This window comes from Endobacter medicaginis, from assembly GCF_014192375.1.
In the GTDB taxonomy this organism is placed as follows: Bacteria; Pseudomonadota; Alphaproteobacteria; order Acetobacterales; family Acetobacteraceae; genus Endobacter; species Endobacter medicaginis.
This window is the reverse complement of sequence record NZ_JACHXV010000006.1, coordinates 19,884-37,797: the sequence shown is the minus strand read 5'-3', so window position 1 is coordinate 37,797 and position 17,914 is coordinate 19,884. Positions and strand designations below refer to the sequence as shown.

The 17,914-nt window shown below is 71.1% G+C and carries 22 protein-coding genes; 3 read left to right on the top strand and 19 right to left on the bottom strand.

Annotated features, from left to right (window positions below):
* Nucleotides 1–2: 2 nt before the first annotated feature.
* Genes FHR90_RS09415 through ccmC form a run of 8 tightly spaced genes read right to left on the bottom strand, consistent with a single transcriptional unit; the run spans nt 3 to nt 5,311 of the window.
* Nucleotides 3–161 carry a DUF1674 domain-containing protein gene (locus FHR90_RS09415; protein ID WP_183275119.1) on the bottom strand — a complete coding sequence of 53 codons (159 nt, stop codon included), beginning with the start codon at nt 159–161 and terminating at the stop codon, nt 3–5.
* 6 nt (nt 162–167) lie between these two features.
* Entirely contained in the window at nt 168–908 is a 741-nt protein-coding gene (gene ccmI / locus FHR90_RS09410) for a c-type cytochrome biogenesis protein CcmI (RefSeq protein WP_183275118.1), read from the bottom strand.
* Nucleotides 905–1,387: a cytochrome c-type biogenesis protein gene (locus tag FHR90_RS09405; RefSeq protein ID WP_176626789.1), complete on the bottom strand. Its 483-nt coding sequence runs from the start codon at nt 1,385–1,387 to the stop codon at nt 905–907. Before FHR90_RS09405 ends, ccmI begins: the two co-directional genes overlap by 4 nt.
* The gene (locus FHR90_RS09400) at nt 1,356–1,889 is read right to left on the bottom strand and encodes a redoxin family protein (protein WP_183275187.1); all 534 of its coding nucleotides are present in this window, start codon (nt 1,887–1,889) and stop codon (nt 1,356–1,358) included. The genes FHR90_RS09405 and FHR90_RS09400 overlap by 32 nt, the downstream gene beginning before the upstream one ends.
* 8 nt (nt 1,890–1,897) lie before the next feature.
* Nucleotides 1,898–3,886 carry a heme lyase CcmF/NrfE family subunit gene (locus FHR90_RS09395; protein ID WP_221188245.1) on the bottom strand — a complete coding sequence of 663 codons (1,989 nt, stop codon included), beginning with the start codon at nt 3,884–3,886 and terminating at the stop codon, nt 1,898–1,900.
* On the bottom strand, nt 3,886–4,413 hold the full coding sequence (gene ccmE, locus FHR90_RS09390; protein WP_176626180.1) for a cytochrome c maturation protein CcmE: 528 nt from the start codon (nt 4,411–4,413) through the stop codon (nt 3,886–3,888). The genes FHR90_RS09395 and ccmE overlap by 1 nt, the downstream gene beginning before the upstream one ends.
* Complete coding sequence (locus FHR90_RS17650; RefSeq protein ID WP_266152836.1) at nt 4,410–4,541, bottom strand: hypothetical protein; 132 nt, start codon at nt 4,539–4,541, stop codon at nt 4,410–4,412. Before FHR90_RS17650 ends, ccmE begins: the two co-directional genes overlap by 4 nt.
* On the bottom strand, nt 4,538–5,311 hold the full coding sequence (gene ccmC, locus FHR90_RS09385) for a heme ABC transporter permease CcmC (protein ID WP_176623676.1): 774 nt from the start codon (nt 5,309–5,311) through the stop codon (nt 4,538–4,540). Before ccmC ends, FHR90_RS17650 begins: the two co-directional genes overlap by 4 nt.
* A 113-nt stretch (nt 5,312–5,424) precedes the next feature.
* On the opposite strand from ccmC, the gene FHR90_RS09380 reads away from it, so the two are divergent.
* The 3 genes from FHR90_RS09380 to FHR90_RS09370 are packed head-to-tail and all read left to right on the top strand — an operon-like array spanning nt 5,425 to nt 6,991.
* Nucleotides 5,425–5,709, top strand: coding sequence for a YciI family protein (locus tag FHR90_RS09380; RefSeq protein ID WP_176623674.1), 285 nt, complete (start codon nt 5,425–5,427; stop codon nt 5,707–5,709).
* The gene (locus tag FHR90_RS09375; RefSeq protein ID WP_176623672.1) at nt 5,709–6,149 is read left to right on the top strand and encodes an EVE domain-containing protein; all 441 of its coding nucleotides are present in this window, start codon (nt 5,709–5,711) and stop codon (nt 6,147–6,149) included. Before FHR90_RS09380 ends, FHR90_RS09375 begins: the two co-directional genes overlap by 1 nt.
* Complete coding sequence (locus tag FHR90_RS09370) at nt 6,146–6,991, top strand: oxidoreductase (RefSeq protein ID WP_176623670.1); 846 nt, start codon at nt 6,146–6,148, stop codon at nt 6,989–6,991. Before FHR90_RS09375 ends, FHR90_RS09370 begins: the two co-directional genes overlap by 4 nt.
* 4 nt (nt 6,992–6,995) lie before the next feature.
* Here the strand turns inward: FHR90_RS09370 and FHR90_RS09365 are convergent, their stop codons facing one another.
* The 11 genes from FHR90_RS09365 to FHR90_RS09315 form a co-directional block, all read right to left on the bottom strand.
* Nucleotides 6,996–7,403, bottom strand: coding sequence for a hypothetical protein (locus tag FHR90_RS09365; protein WP_176623668.1), 408 nt, complete (start codon nt 7,401–7,403; stop codon nt 6,996–6,998).
* A 94-nt stretch (nt 7,404–7,497) separates the two neighbouring features.
* Nucleotides 7,498–7,866 (bottom strand): hypothetical protein, encoded by a 369-nt coding sequence (locus FHR90_RS09360; RefSeq protein ID WP_176623666.1) that lies wholly within the window; start codon nt 7,864–7,866, stop codon nt 7,498–7,500.
* An 84-nt stretch (nt 7,867–7,950) separates the two neighbouring features.
* Nucleotides 7,951–9,408 (bottom strand): sensor histidine kinase, encoded by a 1,458-nt coding sequence (locus FHR90_RS09355; protein ID WP_266152835.1) that lies wholly within the window; start codon nt 9,406–9,408, stop codon nt 7,951–7,953.
* A 26-nt stretch (nt 9,409–9,434) separates the two neighbouring features.
* Nucleotides 9,435–10,112: a winged helix-turn-helix domain-containing protein gene (locus tag FHR90_RS09350; protein ID WP_176623662.1), complete on the bottom strand. Its 678-nt coding sequence runs from the start codon at nt 10,110–10,112 to the stop codon at nt 9,435–9,437.
* A 197-nt stretch (nt 10,113–10,309) separates the two neighbouring features.
* Complete coding sequence (locus FHR90_RS09345; protein WP_183275117.1) at nt 10,310–11,764, bottom strand: carbohydrate porin; 1,455 nt, start codon at nt 11,762–11,764, stop codon at nt 10,310–10,312.
* Nucleotides 11,761–12,708 carry a CPBP family intramembrane glutamic endopeptidase gene (locus FHR90_RS09340; protein ID WP_183275116.1) on the bottom strand — a complete coding sequence of 316 codons (948 nt, stop codon included), beginning with the start codon at nt 12,706–12,708 and terminating at the stop codon, nt 11,761–11,763. The genes FHR90_RS09345 and FHR90_RS09340 overlap by 4 nt, the downstream gene beginning before the upstream one ends.
* Nucleotides 12,701–13,138 carry a GNAT family N-acetyltransferase gene (locus tag FHR90_RS09335; protein ID WP_218062151.1) on the bottom strand — a complete coding sequence of 146 codons (438 nt, stop codon included), beginning with the start codon at nt 13,136–13,138 and terminating at the stop codon, nt 12,701–12,703. The genes FHR90_RS09340 and FHR90_RS09335 overlap by 8 nt, the downstream gene beginning before the upstream one ends.
* 43 nt (nt 13,139–13,181) lie before the next feature.
* A complete protein-coding gene (locus FHR90_RS09330) occupies nt 13,182–14,480 on the bottom strand; it encodes a S1C family serine protease (RefSeq protein WP_246330161.1) in 1,299 nt (432 codons plus the stop codon).
* 59 nt (nt 14,481–14,539) lie between these two features.
* Nucleotides 14,540–17,008, bottom strand: a complete 2,469-nt coding sequence (gene hrpB / locus FHR90_RS09325) for an ATP-dependent helicase HrpB (protein WP_183275115.1) — start codon at nt 17,006–17,008, stop codon at nt 14,540–14,542.
* 3 nt (nt 17,009–17,011) lie between these two features.
* Entirely contained in the window at nt 17,012–17,317 is a 306-nt protein-coding gene (locus FHR90_RS09320; RefSeq protein WP_176627269.1) for a hypothetical protein, read from the bottom strand.
* An 11-nt stretch (nt 17,318–17,328) separates the two neighbouring features.
* Entirely contained in the window at nt 17,329–17,898 is a 570-nt protein-coding gene (locus tag FHR90_RS09315; protein ID WP_183275114.1) for a chloramphenicol phosphotransferase CPT family protein, read from the bottom strand.
* Nucleotides 17,899–17,914 lie beyond the last annotated feature (16 nt).

Here is a 17,914-nt window from a genome sequence, read left to right as displayed (position 1 = left end):
CCTCAGAAATCGAAGCAGCGCCCGTTGCGCTCCCAGTCTCCATAGCGCGTGGGTTCGAGTCCTTTCGGGCCACCCGTTTCCACCCCGGGTTTCGCTTTGGGCTCCGCCTCCAGCTCATCGGGGGTGAGGGCGGACGGTTCGGGCCTGGGATCGTCACTCATCACCCATCAATGGGGCGCCGCTTCCGCCTCCACAAGTCTTTCCTGCGCCAGTCCCCGCCATGGCGCGTCCGCCGGCCCTTCGGCCAGTGCACGCCGGAACAGCGCGGCCGAGTCCGCGCTCACCCGCCCGTCCGCCCGGCACTGTGCCTCCGCAGCCGAGACCGCGAGCGCGGGGTCGAAGCGCGCATCGACCGCCTTGCGCCAGGCGCGGGCTGCGTCGCTCCAGTGTCCCTGCGTCGCCTCGACCCGGCCGAGCAGGGTGTAGCCCTCGCGTCCCTGTGGCGATGCCGGATCGAGCCCGGCGAGCCGTGCGCGCAGCGTTGCCACGAGCTGCGCGTCGCGCGCCGTCTGCGGGTCGTCGGCCCGCGCCTGCTCGCGCAGCGCCATCGGCGCCGACGGCAACAGCGGATGGCCCACCGAAAGATAGAGCGCGAGGCTCGCGAGCGGCATCGCCACTGCCGCCCCGATCAGCCACCCGCGTCCCGATGCCACCGGCGCGCCCGCCGGTTCGACCCGGTCGGCTTCGGTCAACAACTGGCGCTGGATCTCGAGCCGTGCTGCGTCGGCGTCCTCCGGCGCGATCAGCCCGATGTCGCGGTCGCGCTCGACCGAAGCCAGACGCGCCCGGTGCAGTGCCAGCGCCGGCACCCGTCGTCCTTGCGGCTCGGCGCCGCCGCGCAGCGCCAGCAGGCAGGCCACGGTGAGGGCGGCCAGCAGCAATGTGCCCGCGATCATCCAGCCGATCACCGCAGCCGCTCCAGCCGTGCCCGCTCCGTGTCGCTCAACGGCGCCGGCGGCTCGCCCCGCCGACGGCGCAGCGCCACCAGCGCGACCGCCAGCCCGGCCAGCACTGCCAGCCCCGGCATCGCGTAGAGTGGCAGGGTCAGCCAGTCGAGGCGCGGCCGCAGGCGGATGAAATCGCCATAGCGGCTCACCATCCAGCCGACGATCTGCCGGTCGGTCTCGCCAGCCGCGACATGCGCGCGCACCACGTGGCGCAGGTCGCGCGCCAGTGCTGCGCGACTGTCCTCGATGCTCTCGTTCTGGCACACCAGACAGCGCAACTGCCGCCCGATCGCCTCCGCGCGGGCCTCCTGTTTCGGATCGGGCAGCATCTCGGCAGGGCTGTCCACCGCCCAGGCCACCGTCCGGGCCGCCGGACCCGCCAGCAGCAGCGCGACTGCCAGCACGACCCTAACCCTGACCACGTGCCAGCCTCTCCACATCGGCCGCCGTCAGACCGCCCGCCTTGTGCCAGACGATGCGCCCGCCGGGGGCGACCAGAAAGCTTTCCGGCACGCCGCTCACCCCCCAGTCGATCGCCGCCAGCCCGTCGCGATCGGCGACCAGACGCGCATACGGATCACCAGTGCGGCGGACGAAATCCGTCGCCGCGGCGTCGGGGTCCTTGTAGGCGATCCCCCAGACCGGCAGATGCGTCGACAGCGCCAGCAGCGCCTCGGCTTCCTCCACGCAGGGCACGCACCACGAGGCGAAGACGTTCACCAGCACCGGTCGCGGCTGCGCGCGCAGGGCAGCCGCATCGAAGCCGGGGCCCGGCGGGAGCGCCGGCAGGGCGAAGTCCGGCACCATCCGGCCCAGCACCGGCGCATCCACGGCATGCGGGTCGAATTGTCCGTCCGGCATCCGCCGCAGCATCGCGAATGCGCCCATCCCGGCCGCGCCCGCGACAGCGAACGGGGCCGCGAACAGCACCCGCCGGCGCATCAGCGGCGTCACGCCAGCCGTCGCCCGGCCGCAGGATGTGCGCGCCTCGGCGCCCCCACCCGCAGCCGCCGGTCGGACAGCGACAGCCCGCCACCGAGCGCCATCACCAGCGCGCCCAGCCACAGGAACGGGGCGAGCGGATTGACATGCAGCCGCAGCACCACGCCGCCGGGGGCGGTGTCGCCCAGCACGGCATAGAGATCGACCAGGAGGTTGGTATGGATCGCCGTCTCCTGCGTGGTCTGTGCGCCCTGCGCGAAGCGTCGCTCTGCCGGATGCAGCGCCGTCACCAGCCGGCCACCCTCGCGCACGGAAATCGTGGCGATGCGAGCGCTGTAGTTCGGCCCCGGCGCCTCGCTGACCGCATCGAGCGTCCAGCGATAGCCGCCGAAATCCACCTCCTGACCGGGCTGGACGGCGACGATGTCGGTCCGCGCCTGGCTCATCGCGGCGAGGCCCAGCACGGTCAGGCCCAGCCCCAGATGCGCCACCGCCGCGCCCACCACCCCGCGCGGCAGATGCGCCAGCCGCGCGCCCGCCTCGCGCCAGCCCCCGGCCAGCACGCGGGCGGCGAGATCGGCGAGACTGCCGGCGATGATCCACACCCCGAGCGCGAACACCGCGATCGGCACCGCGCCCACCATCCCCCACATCGCCCCGGCGAGTGCTGCGAGTGCGACGACAAGCGGCACCCGTGCCCTGCGCAGCAGCGCGCGCGTGCGTCCGCGTTTCCACGGCAGCATCGGTCCGAGGGCGACGAGCGCGAACAGCGGGATCGCCAGCGGCAGGGTGGCAAGGTTGAAGAACGGTGCACCGACCGAGATCGCACGGTCGAACAGCAGGGCGGAGAACGGCGGATACATCGTTCCGGTCAGCACCACCGCGCAGATCGCGCACAGCCCGATATTGTTGGCCACCAGCGCGCCCTCGCGCGACAGCGGCGCGAACAGACCCGCGCCAGCGCGCTGCATCAGCACCGGCGCGCGCCAGGCGAACAGGGCGAGCGCCCCGCCGCTGACCAGCGCGAGCAGGGTGAGGATGAACACCCCTCGCGTCGGGTCGTTGGCGAATTCATGAACGGAGTTGAGGATGCCCGAGCGCACCAGGAACGTGCCCGACAGCGACAGCGAGAAGGTGGCGATCGCCAGCAGCACGGTCCAGATCTTCAAGGCGGCGCGTTTCTCCACCACGATCGCCGAATGGATCAGCGCGGTGCCGGTCAGCCAGGGCAGCAGCGAGGCATTCTCCACCGGGTCCCAGAACCAGTAGCCGCCCCAGCCGAGGATGTAGTACGACCACCACGACCCCAGCGCGATGCCGCAGGTGAGCATCGCCCACGCCGCCACCGCCCATGGCCGCACCCAGCGTCCCCAGGCTGCATCCACCTCGCCCTCGATCAGCGCGGCGACGGCGAACGCGAACGGCACCGCGAAGCCGACATAGCCGCAGTAGAGGATCGGCGGATGGATCGCGAGCCCGGGGTCCTGCAGCAGCGGGTTCATCCCCGACCCGTCCATGGGCGGCGGCCAGACCCGCGAGAACGGGTTCGAGGTCAGCAGGCAGAACAGCAGGAATCCCGCGGACGTGCCGCCCAGCACCGCCAGCACCCGCGCACGCAGCGCATCGGGCAATTCGCGTCCGAACACCGCCACCGCCCCGCCGCACAGCGCCAGGATCAACCCCCACAGCAGGATCGACCCCTCATGATTGCCCCAGACCCCGGCGATCTTGTAGGCCAGCGGCTTGGCGATCGCGCTGTTCGCCGCCACCGAGCCGACCGAGAAATCATCCGCTACCGACGCCGCGACCAGACAGACGAAAGACAGCGCCAGACAGAAGAGCTGCGCCCCCGCCAGCGTCGCGCCCGCCCGCATCAGCCGCGCATGGCCACGCTGTGCGCCGATCATCGGCAGCACCGCCTGCACCAGCGCCACCACACAGGCACAGGCCAGCGCCAGCGTGCCGAGTTCCGGCCCGAAGATCGTCTCGAAGCCCATCAGCCGCCCGATCCGGTCCCCGCCCTGGTCTCCGCAGACGCCGCCGTCATCCGGTCCCAGCTCGCCGGATCGGGTGCGGGGCCGAAGCGCGGGTCCCATTTGCCCGACCGGCGCAGTGCGTCGGCGACTTCCCTGGGCATGTAGGTCTGGTCATGCTTGGCCAGCACCTCCGAGGCGGTGAAGCGGCCATCCTGCCCCAGCGACCCCAGCGCCACCACGCTCTGTCCCTCGCGAAACAGCCCCGGCAGAATCCCGTCGTAGTGCACCGCCACATCCGCCTGCCCGTCGGTAACGCGAAAGCTCGCCTCCGGCCCCGACAGGCCCTCGGCGGTGCGCACCGACCCGGCTTCGACCATCCCGCCCAGCCGCACCACCTGCTTCGGCGAGGGATGCGTGGCCAGCAGCTGCGACGGTGCCATGAAATAGACGATGTTGCCCGACAGCGCCCAGAGCGACAGGCCGAGCGCGGCCGACAGCCCCGCGCCGCAACACCCGATCATCCAGATCCGCCGCGACTTTCGCGTCATGATCCCTCGATCCGCGCCAGCGCCCGCCGCGCCCGTCGCAGCCGCAGCGCCGCGCCCACGCCCAGCCACAGCCCGAGCGCGGCGCACAGCCCATAGGCCGCGTCCACATAGGCCCAGACCCCGCTCATCGCTCCGCCATCCGTGCCCGACGCTGCATAGCGACCCGCACCCGCTGTTCGAGGATCGCCGCCCGCACGCGCGCGACCACGATCGCCGCAAAGCCGAAACTGAACCCCAGCGCGGTGACCAGCAGCGGCCACAGCATCGACAGCGACATCGCAGGTGCGGCGGTCAGCGTGATGCTGTCCGGCTGGTGCAGCGTGTTCCACCACTGCACCGAGAACTTGATGATCGGCAGGTCCAGCACGCCCACCAGGGCGAGGATCGCCGCCGAGCGCGCCCCGCGCGCCGGATCGTCGAACGAGCGCACCAGCACCACATGGCCGAGAAACAGGAAGAACAGCACCAGCACCGAGGTCAGCCGCGCATCCCACACCCACCACGCACCCCACATCGGCCTGCCCCACAGCGAGCCCGAGGCGAGGCACAGCGCGGTGACACCCGCCCCCACCGGCCCGATCTCGACCGCGGCCAGATCGGCCAGCGGATGCCGCCATACCAGCGATGCGAAACCACAGGCGGCGAGGGCGAGATAGGCCGCCGAGGCCAGCCAGGCCGCCGGCACATGCACATACATGATCCGCACCGCGTCGCCCTGCTGCCAGTCGGCCGGTGCGATGAACAGCCCCCAGCCCAGCCCGGCCAGCGTCAGGATCAACCCGGCCGCGCTCAGCCAGGGCTGCACCGTCGCGCCGAGGCGCAGGAAGCGGCCGGGATGGGCGTAGCGGTGCAGCCAGCCGGTCGCGGGCACGGCGGTGGTGGTCAGTTCTGGTGGCATCGGTTCGGGTGAGGGGGCTCGCTTCGGGGGATCGGTCGTGACAGCATGCCGCGAACCGCGCCGGCGCGGTATCCCCTCCACCAGTCCTTCCCCCATCCGATCGGGCGCCTTCGATGCATTTCGTGCTGATCTATCGCTTTCCCGCCACGGCCGCGCCGCAGCGCGCCGCCGCCCGCCCGGCGCACGGCGCCTATGTCGATTCGCTCGGCGAGGCGCTGATCGAGGCCGGACCGCTGCTCGACGAGAACGACACCGCCATCGGCACCATGCTGCTGGTCACCGCCCCCGACCTCGAGACCGCACGCCGCATCGGCGAGAACGACCCCTACGCCTCGTTCCGCACCTCGCTGGAGGTGTTCGCCTACACCCCGGTCTTCGTCGGCGGAAAGCGGGTGTGATGGCCCACTGGCTGGTCAAGTCCGAGCCCGACGCCTTCTCCTGGGACCAGCAGGTCGCCAACGGGGTCGAGCCGTGGACCGGGGTGCGCAACCACCTCGCGAAGCGGAACCTGGCCAGCATGGCCCTCGGCGACCGCGCGTTCTTCTATCATTCCAATATCGGCAAGGAGATCGTCGGCGTCGTCGAGGTCGTCCGCACGGCCTATCCCGACCCGACGGTCGAGCCGGGCGAGAAGGGCGACTGGGTCTGCGTGGACATGAAGGCCGTCGCACCCTTTCCCCACCCGGTGACGTTGAAGCAGGTCAAGGCCGCCCCCGCACTCGCGGAGATGTCGCTGGTCACCACATCGAGGCTGTCGGTGATGCCGGTGAGCGACGAACACTGGCGCCATATCTGCGCGCTGGGCGGCTACGAAGAAAAGAAGGGCAAGCGTCGATGAGTGTTTCCGATACCCGGCCGGTCTGGTTCATCACCGGCTGCTCCACCGGCTTCGGCCGCGAATTCGCGCTTCAATGCCTCGAGCGCGGCCTGCGCGTGGTCGCCACCGCCCGGCGCCTGTCCAATCTCGACGGTCTCGACGCGCCGTCGGAACGTCTGCTCAAGATCGAACTCGATGTGACCGACCCGTCGGCGATCACCGATGCCATCGCCCGCACCCGTGAGGCGTTCGGCCGCATCGACGTTCTCGTCAACAACGCGGGCTATGGCTACCTCACCTCCGCCGAGGAAGGCGAGGAGGCCGAGATCCGGGCGATGTTCGACGCCAACGTGTTCGGCCTGTTCGCGATGACGCGCGCGGTGCTGCCGCTGATGCGCGCGCAGAGATCCGGCACCGTGGTCAACATCTCGTCCATTGCCGGCCTCGTCGCCCGCGCCGCCTCGTCCTACTACGGTGCGAGCAAATACGCGGTCGAAGGCTTTACCAGCGGCCTGCACGCCGAGGTCGCGCATCTGGGGATCCGCGCCATGGCGGTCGAACCCGGCCCGTTCCGCACCGACTGGGCCGGCCGCTCGCTGCGCACCACCGAGGTGGGGATCGAGGACTATCGCCAAAGCGTCGGCGCCCGCCTGTCGGGCACCGCCGAAATCTCCGGCCGCCAGCAGGGCGACCCGGTGCGGGCGGTGACCGCCATCATCGAGGCGGCGTCGAGCGACAACCCGCCGCTGCACCTGGTTCTTGGTGCCTATGCGGTGGATGCCACCCGCGAGCGCTGGATGCAGAGCATAAAGGAACTCGACACCTGGGAAGCCGTGGGCCGCGCCACCGACTTCCCTGACTGAGGCGTTACGGGATCGGCGCCGGATTGGCCGGGATGTCCTGCCCCTGCGCACCGGTGGACATCATCTGCGCCGACATCGCCTGGCCGCGGCCGTTGGCTGGCTGGCCGGCGACGGTGCTGTAGGTGCCCGCACCGTTATAGGCGGGTGTGACCGGTGCGCGTACCCGCACCGGCAACGAGCCGATATGGGCGATCGCGTGGTCCTGCGGCAGCGGGTGACGCTCGAAATCCTCGCGCGTGCCTGGCGCATAGGTGCGGTTGTCCAGCGTCGAGGGTAGAGGCTTCGCCGCCCCGGCGGTGGTTTTCGCGGCGTTCGCTCCGGTGGTGGTCTGGCCGATCATGCCCGGCGCCCCCTGCGCGAACGCCACCGGGGTGCCGAGGAGGGATAGTGTCAGGATCAGGGCGCCACGCATTGTCTTGGTCTCCGCAGGAGCCACAGTATGGCCCGTATATGGAGCGCAACGAAACCGCCGCCTTGCGGTTCGCTCGGCCTCCGTTTGCCGAGGCTCAATGTTCGGCGTCACGCATCGCCAGCAAGGCGCGGCGCAGCCGCGCGATGCCGCCGCGGAAGCGACCTGCGCGGCACATCTCCTCGCCCTCGCTGCGCAGCTCCTGCACGATGCGGGGCGGATTGACATAGGCATCGAGCTTGGCGTGCAGGCGCTGGCAGTATTCGGCTGAATCCGTGGTCACATCCAGCTCGCCGCCCTCCGGTGTCGCAGCCTGCACCGTCGGGCCTGCCGGCGTGATACGGCCGTCGGCCTGGGCATCCGCCCTTTGCGACAGTGTGCTGCCGCAAAGGGCAAGCAGCAGCAATCCGAGCGCCAGCCATGCCTGCCCCGCCTGGCGGGAGCTTGCCGTGTTCCAACGTATCATCACGCCGATTTTGCCTGCGCCGGATTTGCCCGAGCATGGGATGAAGATGACAGAGTTGTCATGCGCGTCGGGGGCAGATGCGGCTCATGGCGGCGAGGATGCGCCAGGCGGGGAGGGGGCGGCAAGCGAGCCCTCCAGCCGCCTCGGCTCCGGCTCGGCGCGCAGCGTCAGCGTGCAGCGCAGACCCGGATGGACGTTCTCCAGCATCAGCGTTCCGCCATGCAGATGCGCCACCGCCTCCACCAGGGCCAGGCCAAGGCCCGAACCGCGCGTCGAGCGGGCACGCTCGCTGCGAAAGAAGCGCTCGGTGGCGCGGGCGAGATCGGCCTCGTCCATGCCGATGCCGCAATCCGTCACCACGATGCGGGCGGCGAACGCGTCGCGCCCCTCGCCGGCGCGGATCTCGCGACTCGCCGACAGCGTCACCACACCGCCGGGTGCGGCACAGGCGGAGAATTTCATCGCGTTGTCGAGCAGGTTCGACACCGCCTGCTGGATCAGGCTGCGGTCGCCCAGCACGCGCAGCGTCTGAGGCACCGTCAGCACCAGCTCCAGCCCCTGATCCTCGGCCACCGCCGCATACAGCTCGCCGAGATCCTCCAGCAGCGGGCCCAGGTCGATCTCCGCGAAGGCCGAGCGCCGCGACCCGGCCTCGATCTCGGCGATGCGCAGCAGGGCTTCGAACACGGCGGTGATGTCGTCGAGTTCGCCCACCGCGCGCTCGATCGCGGCCCGCAGCTCGCCCTCGCCCTGCGCATGCAGGGCGGCATCCTCCAGCCGCGTGCGCGCCCGGGTGATCGGCGTGCGCAGGTCGTGCGCGATGGCATTGGAGACCTGCTTCACCCCGTCCATCAGATGCGCGATGCGGTCGAGCATGTGATTGATGGTGTTCGACACGTTGTCGAACTCGTCGCCGGTGCCCGACAGCGGCAGGCGCTGGTCGAGCCGCCCCGAGGCGATCGCTTCCGTGGTGCGCGAGATGTTGCGGATCATGCGCCGAAACAGCCCGCGCACCGCTACCGCACCGACCAGCCCCAGCGCCGTGACCAGCAGCATCGCGTAGAACAGCGTGTCGGCCAGCAGATGCCGCAGCGTGTCGCGCGCACGTACGTCGCGTCCGACCAGCAGCCTGAACCCGTCCGGCAGCCCGACCACGCGGATTTCCGCCATCGCGAAGGTGCCGGCCCGATGCACCCGGCCCTGATACCACTGGCTGGGATCATTGAACCCGGTCGGCCACACGGTGAGATTGCCGGCCAGCGGATGACCGGACGCATCCATCAGCAGGTACAGCGTATCGTCATCGACATCCTGCTCGACGCGGTCGCCGATCGACACCGCGACCGCGCTCGGGCCGCCCTCCTGCCAGCGTTCGGTCAGTGCGAGCACATCGGCGTCGATCGCCACCCGCACCTGCTCCTGGAGCAGGTTCACCGTACGCCACCAGATGAACAGCATGAACGACAGCGCGGCGATCGCGAACACCGCCCCGAAGATCAGTGCGAGGCGCAGGCTGGTCGAGCGCCACAGCCGCAGCAGCACGCCCCTCGCACTGCGTAACCGCCGCCTCATTCGGCGCGGAGGATATAGCCCGCGTTGCGCACGGTGTGGATCAGCGGCAGCTCGAACGGCTTGTCGATCTTCTGGCGCAGCCGCGAGACATGCACGTCGATCACATTGGTCTGCGGATCGAAATGATAGTCCCACACGCCCTCGAGCAGCATGGTGCGGGTCACCACCTGGCCGGCATGGCGCATCAGATATTCCAGCAGCCGGAACTCGCGTGGCTGCAGGTCGATCTTCTGGCCCGCCCGCTTCACCTGCCGCGACAGCAGGTCCATCTCCAGATCGGCCACCACCAGTCGGGTCTGCGGCCCGTCGCCTTTCGAGCGCCGCGACAGCGCCTCGACACGGGCCAGCAACTCGGCGAACGCGAACGGCTTGGTCAGATAATCGTCGCCCCCCGCCTTGAGCCCGGCGACGCGTTCGTCGACCTGGCTGAGGGCGGAGAGCAGCACCACGGGGGTGGCGTTGCCCTGCGCGCGCAGTGTTTCCAGCAGCCGCAGCCCGTCGATGCCGCCGGGCAGCATGCGGTCGAGAATGATCACGTCGAACACGTCGGAGACGGCGAGGAACAGCCCGTCCTTGCCGTTGTCGGCGGTCTCCAGCACATGGCCGGCCTCGCGCAGCCCCTTGGCGACGAAGCCGCGGACGGTGGGATCATCTTCTACAAGCAGGATGCGCATCGCGCCTTCCGATCACAGCGGGTGATGCGGATCCGACCTGCGAGGGCCGAATCCGGAGTGGACAGTCCGTGACCGTAACGCATGAACGCCCGGCACGCATGTGCTGCTAGACGCCTGCGCCTTGTGCGAACTGCGTCGCAAGGATGAAAACGCCGACAGGTAGTCGACGCATCGGCCTCGTGCCATCTGTGGCACGCTCAGAACGTCGTCGTCACGTTCAGCCCGAGCACGACGGCATTCCGGATCCTGTCGCCGGACGGCGTGGTCTGGGTGCCGCCGCCGACATTCCAGAAATACTGCAGGTCGGGCTGGACATTCAGCCAGCGGGTCGCGGCGGCCTGGTAGGTCAGTTCGAGATGATGTTCCGGCCGCAGCCGGGACCCGCCGGGCGGGATCGCGAAGCGACCGAGATCGTCGCCGTGAAGCCGCGCGCGTCGGCTGTAGGTCGCGACCCCCCAGGCGATGCCGAACGTGTCGTCGGGGCGTCCGGGCAGCAGCTCGTCGAAGGTCAGGCCGGCCTGCACCTCGCGGTCGAACAGGTTGCGGCCGCCTGCGCCCGCCATCGCGCGGACGAACAGGTTGATGGTCTTGTCCGAGCCGACCCGCTCACGCCAGATCATCTGGTCAATGACCAGATAGGCGAGCCAGTTGCCGCGATGCTGCAGCGGCAGGCCGCTGCTCGACGGTGCGGCCAGCAGGCCGCCCGCGGCGTCGTAGCGCTGGTCGGGGAAGGTCGCGCTGTCGTACAGCGCGCCGAGTTTCCATGTGCCGGGCAGGGCGGGGGCGTTGCTGCCCGACAGGTGGCGGGCGAGATCGAGCCAGTACTGCGCCTCGGCGATGAACAGCGCGCCGGTATCAAGCGAGAAGCGCGTACCGGACGCGTCGCCCCCGTGGCCGCCGGAAAACGGTCCGCCGGTCGGGTTGTCGTCGCCGACCGCCGCCATCAGCACGAGCGGAGAGAGCGGATTCCACTTCACCCGCACCGCCGGGGCGGAGTACGGCCACGACGGTCCGCCGGAATAGAGATCGCTGGACGGCGACAGCGGCCAGCCGAAGCTCGCATTGAGGAAGAAAGAGGCGTTCTGGCTGACCAGGAACTCGGTATCGAGGTCCAGAGTGCCGGCGCGGATCGCGAGGCGGTTGCCGAAGAGGCCCTGCTCGTACCAGAGCTCGAACAGCCGGGTCGAGCGTGCGGCGTCATAGCCGCTGACGGCGTTGAGCGCGCCGAGGCGGTCGTCGGCGAACGAGCGGCCGCGGATCTGCAGCGCGCTGATGTTGAACAGCCCGTCCGGCCAGCCGAGCAGCGGCCCGGTCTGCGCGGTCAGCGCCGCCGCGGTGATGCCGTCGTAGCTCGCGCCGCGACGCAGCCCGCCGCGCGCCAGCCCCCAGACCTCCTCGACGTCGAACGCCGTCAGCCGCAGCCCGTGTCGCGCCAGCCAGTCCCTTGCCCCCCAGCCGGAGCCGAACAGACGGGTGCCGTCATCGTCGGGCGGCAGCTCGAAGCGGGGCGCGGGCACCGGCAGCGGCACGCCGGACGGCAGGATGTCGGTGGTCAACGGCAGGTCCGCCGCACCCGCCTGGGCCGACAGGACCGCAAGGACGACCACCGACAGACGCAGCGATCCGGATCGACGGTGGACCCGCAGGCTCACGCCCGGCGCTTGCAGGCGCTCATGCCGCCGGCGGTCGCGGCGGGCGTTGCGATCAGCAGCGATCCCAGTGCCGCCGCCATCGCGACGAAGGCGAACACGCTGCCTTCCGGCCCGACCGCGCCGCCGGTGAGCCACACCGGCCCGGTCGGGGTGAAATCCAGCAGATGGCCCCGATCGAGATAGCCGCTGCCAGCGGCGCCGAACAGCGGCGCGCTCGCCCAGTTCCACCCCGTGTGATACCCCACCGCCCACCAGACCGAACGCGTCCGATAGGTGGCATAGGCCAGCAACATGCCCTGGACGGCAATGCGCAGCAGCCACACGACGCTGACGCCGGGATTGGCCAGATGCAGGGCCGCGAACAGCAGCCCCGACACGAGGATCGCGCCACGCCAGCCGACGAACCGCTCGGCGACCAGCAGCAGGGCCACGCGACCGCAGAACTCCTCGCCGGTCGCGCCGACCAGGTCGAACAGCATCCATCCCGTGCCGTAGGCGAGGGCGGCGCCGGGGCGTTGTGGGGCGAGCGTGGCGCTTGCCGCACCGGTAACGATGATGGCGCAGATGGCGGCGGCCATCACGACGACACCGGTCAGCACGCCGATCAGCACGGCGCGCACGGCGTGTCGGTCGCCGATCGGTGCAGCGGTCGGCGTGCGCCCCAGCGCGGCGCAGATCGCCAGCACCAGCAGGCCGTTCCACACCAACCGCCAGACCATCAGCGCGGCATAGGCGACGGGATTCATCATGCCGCCGGAGATCATCTGCAGTCCGGTCCAGCGCGCGAAGGGATGGTAGACGAGCGTCTCGACCGGAAATGCAGACACCAGCGCGCCCACCAGGATCGCCAAGGCAAGCCAGCGTCGCCAGCGATACCGCCCCTCCACCGGCGCGCAGGCGAATGCCCTCAGGTCCGGCGCCGTCGGACCTGTCGGCTCACGCATTGGCGGCGAGCGTCCTTTCCATGAACAGGCTGTAGGGGCCGGGCTCGTAGCCGCCGAACGGCCCACGTTCGACGTAGCCCGCGCGCCGGTAGAGCTCGATCGCTGCCGGGTTGAGCGGGCCGGTCTCGAGCCGGATCACCGTCAGCCCCAGTTCGAGCGCATGGGCTTCGAGCGCTGCGATCAGCCGCAATCCAAGCTTGGCGCCGCGCGCGGCTGGGGAGACATAGACGCTCTTCATCTCGCCCCAGGCGGGCACGTCCCCCGGCACCGCCAGCAGACCGATGCAGCCGAGTGCGCTCCCGTCTGCGCCGCGCGCGACCAGGACATGCGCATTCGGCCCGCCGAAGGCGGCCGGATCGAGGGCGAAATTGCCCTCCACCGGATACAGCGATGCGCTGAGCGCGCTGTTGGCGGCGAGCAGGCGCGCCACGTCGGTCTGTTGCGGCGATTCGGGGCGGATGGTGATCGCAGGGCTAATCGGTGCGGTCCTCCGGACGGCGCCCGACGATCACCGGCACGTCGGACGCGTGCCCGTGATGCGACACCCGCAGGCTGATCGGGCTGCCCGGCGCGATCGCCGCCACCGCGCGGATCACCGAGCGCGCGGTGTCCACCTTCGTCCCGTTCACCGCCAGCACCACGTCGCCGACATGCAGCCCGGCATGTGCCGCCGGCCCGTCGCGGTCGACGCTGACGATGTCCACCCCCGGATCGTCGTCGCTCGACGGGTCGTCGAGCGTCACGCCGAGCCAGCCGCGGTCGATATGCCCCTTGAGCCGGAGCTGGGCGACGATCGGGGCGACAATCTCGCTCGGGATGGCGAAGCCCAGGCCCACCGAGCCGCCGGTCGGCGAGACGATGGCGGTGTTGAGTGCCACCACGTCGCCGCGCATGTCGAAGCTCGGCCCGCCCGAATTGCCCGGATTGATCGGCGCGTCGAGCTGAAGGAAATCGTCGAACGGCCCCGCACCGATGTCGCGCCCGCGCGCCGAGAGGATGCCGGCGGTCACCGAGCTGCCCAGCCCGAACGGGTTGCCGGCGGCCAGCACCCAGTCGCCGACCTGGAGCGCGCGGCTGTCGCCCCAGCGCACTGCCGGCAGCGGCTTCTTCGGGTGCACCCGGATGACCGCGATGTCGGTGAGGTCGTCGGAGCCGACCATGGTCGCGTCCAGTCGGGTTCCGTCAGCCAGCGACACCACGATGCGCTCGGCATTGCCGACCACATGGTTGTTGGTGACGATGATTCCCGATGGATCGATGATGAAGCCCGATCCCGCGCCCACCACCTCGTCGGTGTCCTGCTTCATCCGTTCACGGAACTGCTTTTCGAACGGCGTGCCCTTCAGCGCCGGCGGGATCTTCGGCGTCTTCGCGCTGTCCGCGTCGTCGTCCTGCTCGGTGACCGCGATATTGACCACCGACGGCACCACCCGGCGCACCAGGGGCGCGAAGCTCGGCGGGGTGAGGCGCACCAGCGGCGCGGTCAGATCGCGGCGCAGCTTCTCGCCGAACACCGCGGGCGCGGCCAGCTCACGCGAACCCTGCTCCGTCGTCGCCGACAGCGGCTGGCCGATCGCCGCGGCGACCGTCGGGTCCGGGGCAGGGGGCGGCGCGCGCTCGAAGCTGACGATGCCCGCCCCGGCCAGATAGCCGCCGCCGAGCGCGACCAGCACCACCACACCGCCCAGCAGCATCGGCCACAGATGATGCGTCCGGTGATGCGGTGGCGGGTGCGACGGGTCGGGTGCTGTCTGGCCTGAATCCGTGCTCATCGCTCGCCGCTCTTCCCCGAGGAGACGTCCATCCTAGCCCGCTCCGCCCGATTCGCCGATCACCCGCGCGGCGTGCCGCCGAGTGCCGGGTTTTCCGGCCAGTCGTGCCTGGGATAGCGCCCGCGCATCTCGCGCCGCGTCTCGCCCCAGGCTCCGGTCCAGAAGCCGGCCAGATCGGAGGTGATCGCGCAAGGCCGCCCCGCCGGCGACAGCAGCTCCACCTGCAATCCGACCCGCCCGTCCATCAGCTTCGGCAACTGCCTCATGCCATAGAACGTCTGCGCCTTCGCCGACGCGGTCGGCACCGGCCGCGTATAGTCGATCGGCACCCGTCTCTCCCCCGCCAGCGTCAGTGCGGGCGGCAAGTCCCGGTCCAGCGCCGCCGCGGCAGCGCGCTCCAGCATCCCGCGCAGGATCGGCGCCAGCGCCACCCGCCCGACCTCCGTCAGCCGCGTGATCCCGTGCAGATGCGGCGCCAGCCAGTCTGGATCGGCGGCGAGTGCCTCATCCGACAGGTCCGGCAGCGACGGGTCGAACCGCCGCGCGAGGCTCACCCGCGCCTGCATCTGTCGCGCCGCCTCGTTCCAGTCCAGCACGCCGGGCCTGGCCAGGGCCGCGCGCGCCAGGATCAGCGCCGTCTGCGCGGGATCGGCCGGCAGCGTGCGGTCCGACAGTACCAGCGCGCCGAGCCGCACGCGCCTGCGGTTCAGCACCGCGCCCGAGACCGGATCGAGGCTGCTCTCGTCCTGCGTGCTCGCCCGCGCCAGCAGGCTTGCGGGCAGCGCTTCCGGCTCCAGCGCCGCCGCCAGCACGATCTGCGTGCTCTGCCGCACATGCAGCCCCGCCGCCACCATTAGCGAGGCGCGGGCGAGGGGGTCGAGAGCGGGCAGCTTCGCCCCGCCGCCGCCCCACAGGCGATACGATCCGGGCTCGCCACGCGCTTGCGCGATCCGGTCCGGAAATGCCGCTGCCAGCAGCCCCGCCTCGCTGCCCGGCAGCCCGGCCAGCCGTTCCGGCACGCCCAGCCGCCGCCGGTAACGCGCTGCCCCGTCGCGGATGCGCGACAGCGCGCCTCGATCCACCGTCTCGCCCGCGGCGGTGCTCCCGGCGATCAGTTCCAGCCGCAGCCCGATCTCCGCCGGCGGTGCCACCGGCAGCCCGCGCCGGTCGCGGCCGGGACGTATTGGGTCGCGCTCCTCCAGCAGCGCCGCCAGTTCCGCTGCCCGCGCCTTCTCGGGCGGGGTCGTGGCGGCCAGCATCATCGCCGCCAGCCGCGGATGCGCGCCGAGCGACGCCATCGCCCGCCCCGTCGCACTGATCGCACCGTCTCCGTCGAGCGCCTCGAGTTCGACCAGCAGGGCGCGCGCCGCCGCCCAGGCCCCCGGCGGCGGCGTATCCGGCAGCACCAGCGCGTCGGGCTCCGATCCCCATTCCCGGCACCAGGCGGCAATGTCGAGCGCCGGGCCGGCGAGATCGGCGTCGAGCAGTTTCGGCCGGTCATGCGGCGCGAGCGCACGCTGCGTCGCGGCGGTCCACAGCCGGATTGCCAGCCCCGGCGCCTCGCGGCCTGCGCGCCCCGCGCGCTGGTCGGCCGCCGCCCGGCTGACCCGCAGCGTGGTCAGCCGCGACAGCCCGCTGCCCGGGTCGAAGCGGGGGCTGCGCCGCCAGCCGCCATCCACCACCACCCGCACCCCCGGCACGGTCAGCGAGGTCTCGGCGATCGAGGTCGCCAGCACCACCCGCCGCCCCGTATCGGTGAGCGCGCGGTCCTGCTCGGCTGCCGACAGCTCGCCGTGCAGGGGCAGCACCTCCACCCCGCAGCCCGAAAGTGCGGCCTGGGTGCGCGCGATCTCGCCGCGCCCGGGCAGGAACGCCAGCACCGAGCCTTTCGTCTCGCCCAGCACCTCGCGGATCGCTGCCGCCAAGCGATCGGGCAGGTCGCGCAGATGCGGCGGATCGGAGCGGGCCTGGCGGATCTCGACCTCGAACATCCGGCCCGCGCTCTCGATCACCTCCGCCCCCATCAGCGCCGAGAGCCGCGCGGCATCGAGGGTCGCCGACATCGCCAGCAGCCGCAGCTCCGGCCGCAGCCGCTTCTGCAGATCGAGGCAGAAGGCCAAAGCGAGATCGGCATCCGCGCTGCGCTCATGGATCTCGTCGAGGATCACGCAGGCCACCCCGGCCAGCGTCGGATCGGCCAGCAGCCGGCGCACCAGCAGCCCCTCGGTGATCACCTCGATCCGCGTCGCCGCCGAGATCGCGCTGTCGGTCCGCGTCCGGTAGCCGACCCGACCGCCCGGCGCCTCGCCGAGCAGCGACGCCATCCTCGATGCCGCCGCCCGCGCGGCGATGCGGCGCGGCTCCAGCATCACGATCCGCTCCTGTGGCCCCCGCCACGGCGCATCGAGCAGCGCGAGCGGCACGGTGGTGGTCTTGCCCGCGCCGGGGGGTGCGACCAGCACGGCGTTCGGGCTGCGCTCGAGCGCCGCCTTCAGCGCCGGCAGCGCGTCGTGCACCGGAAGATGCATCGTCTAGAGTTCGCCGGCCTTCGCGCGCCGTATCGCGGCACGGCAGTAAAGGGCATGGCTGACCAGCAGCACCGCCGCGATGACGCTCATGATCGCGAATCCGCTTTCCTGCGCCGACGCCCCTGTCGCCCAGACCGGCACCAGTGCCGCCAGGCCGAAGATCGGCGCGATCACCAGCCCCAGCCAGCGCGGCGGACCGTCGGCCCGCACCGGCGATGGCCCGCGCAGATGCGGCCAGGCGCTGGCCGACAGCGCGACCAGCAGCACCAGCGTGCCGAACGTGACCAGGGCGGCGAGGGTGGAAAGCATGAGGGTGGGTGTTATCCGGTTTCGTCGCGCATCGCGAGACCGAAGGCCGTGCAGATGCGTGCGGCGCTCTCCTGCGGCGTGCTGTCGCTGGTGTCGATGTCCAGCCCGTAGCTCTGCCCGCGGTGCACGCGTCCGAACTGCCCGCGCGCCAGCCCCGGCTCACGGTCGCCGCGGGCACGCTCGCGCGCCTCCAGCACCGCGAGCGGCGCATGCAGCCCGACGAAATGCAGCGTGTGACGGCGCAGGACCCGCCGCCAGTCCTCCGCCTCGCAAGGATCGAGCATCACGTCGTCGATCACCAGATGGTTGCCCGCATCGGCGAGGGCGGCGGCGGCCTGCCGCATCCCGTCCAGCACCCGGCGCAGCACCGGCCCGACCTGCGTGCGCATCACCCGGCCCTCGGGCGTGTCGACGGGTTCGAACACCAGCCCGTCCGGATCGCCGAAATACCGCTCCGGCAGCATGGCGATGAAATCGTCCATCGCGACATGCAGCAGCGGCTCGGCCGAAAGCACCTGCAATGCCTTCGCCGTCGAACTCTTGCCCACGCTGCCGACGCCGTTGAGGAGAATGACCTGCATGCACGAAGCTGGACCA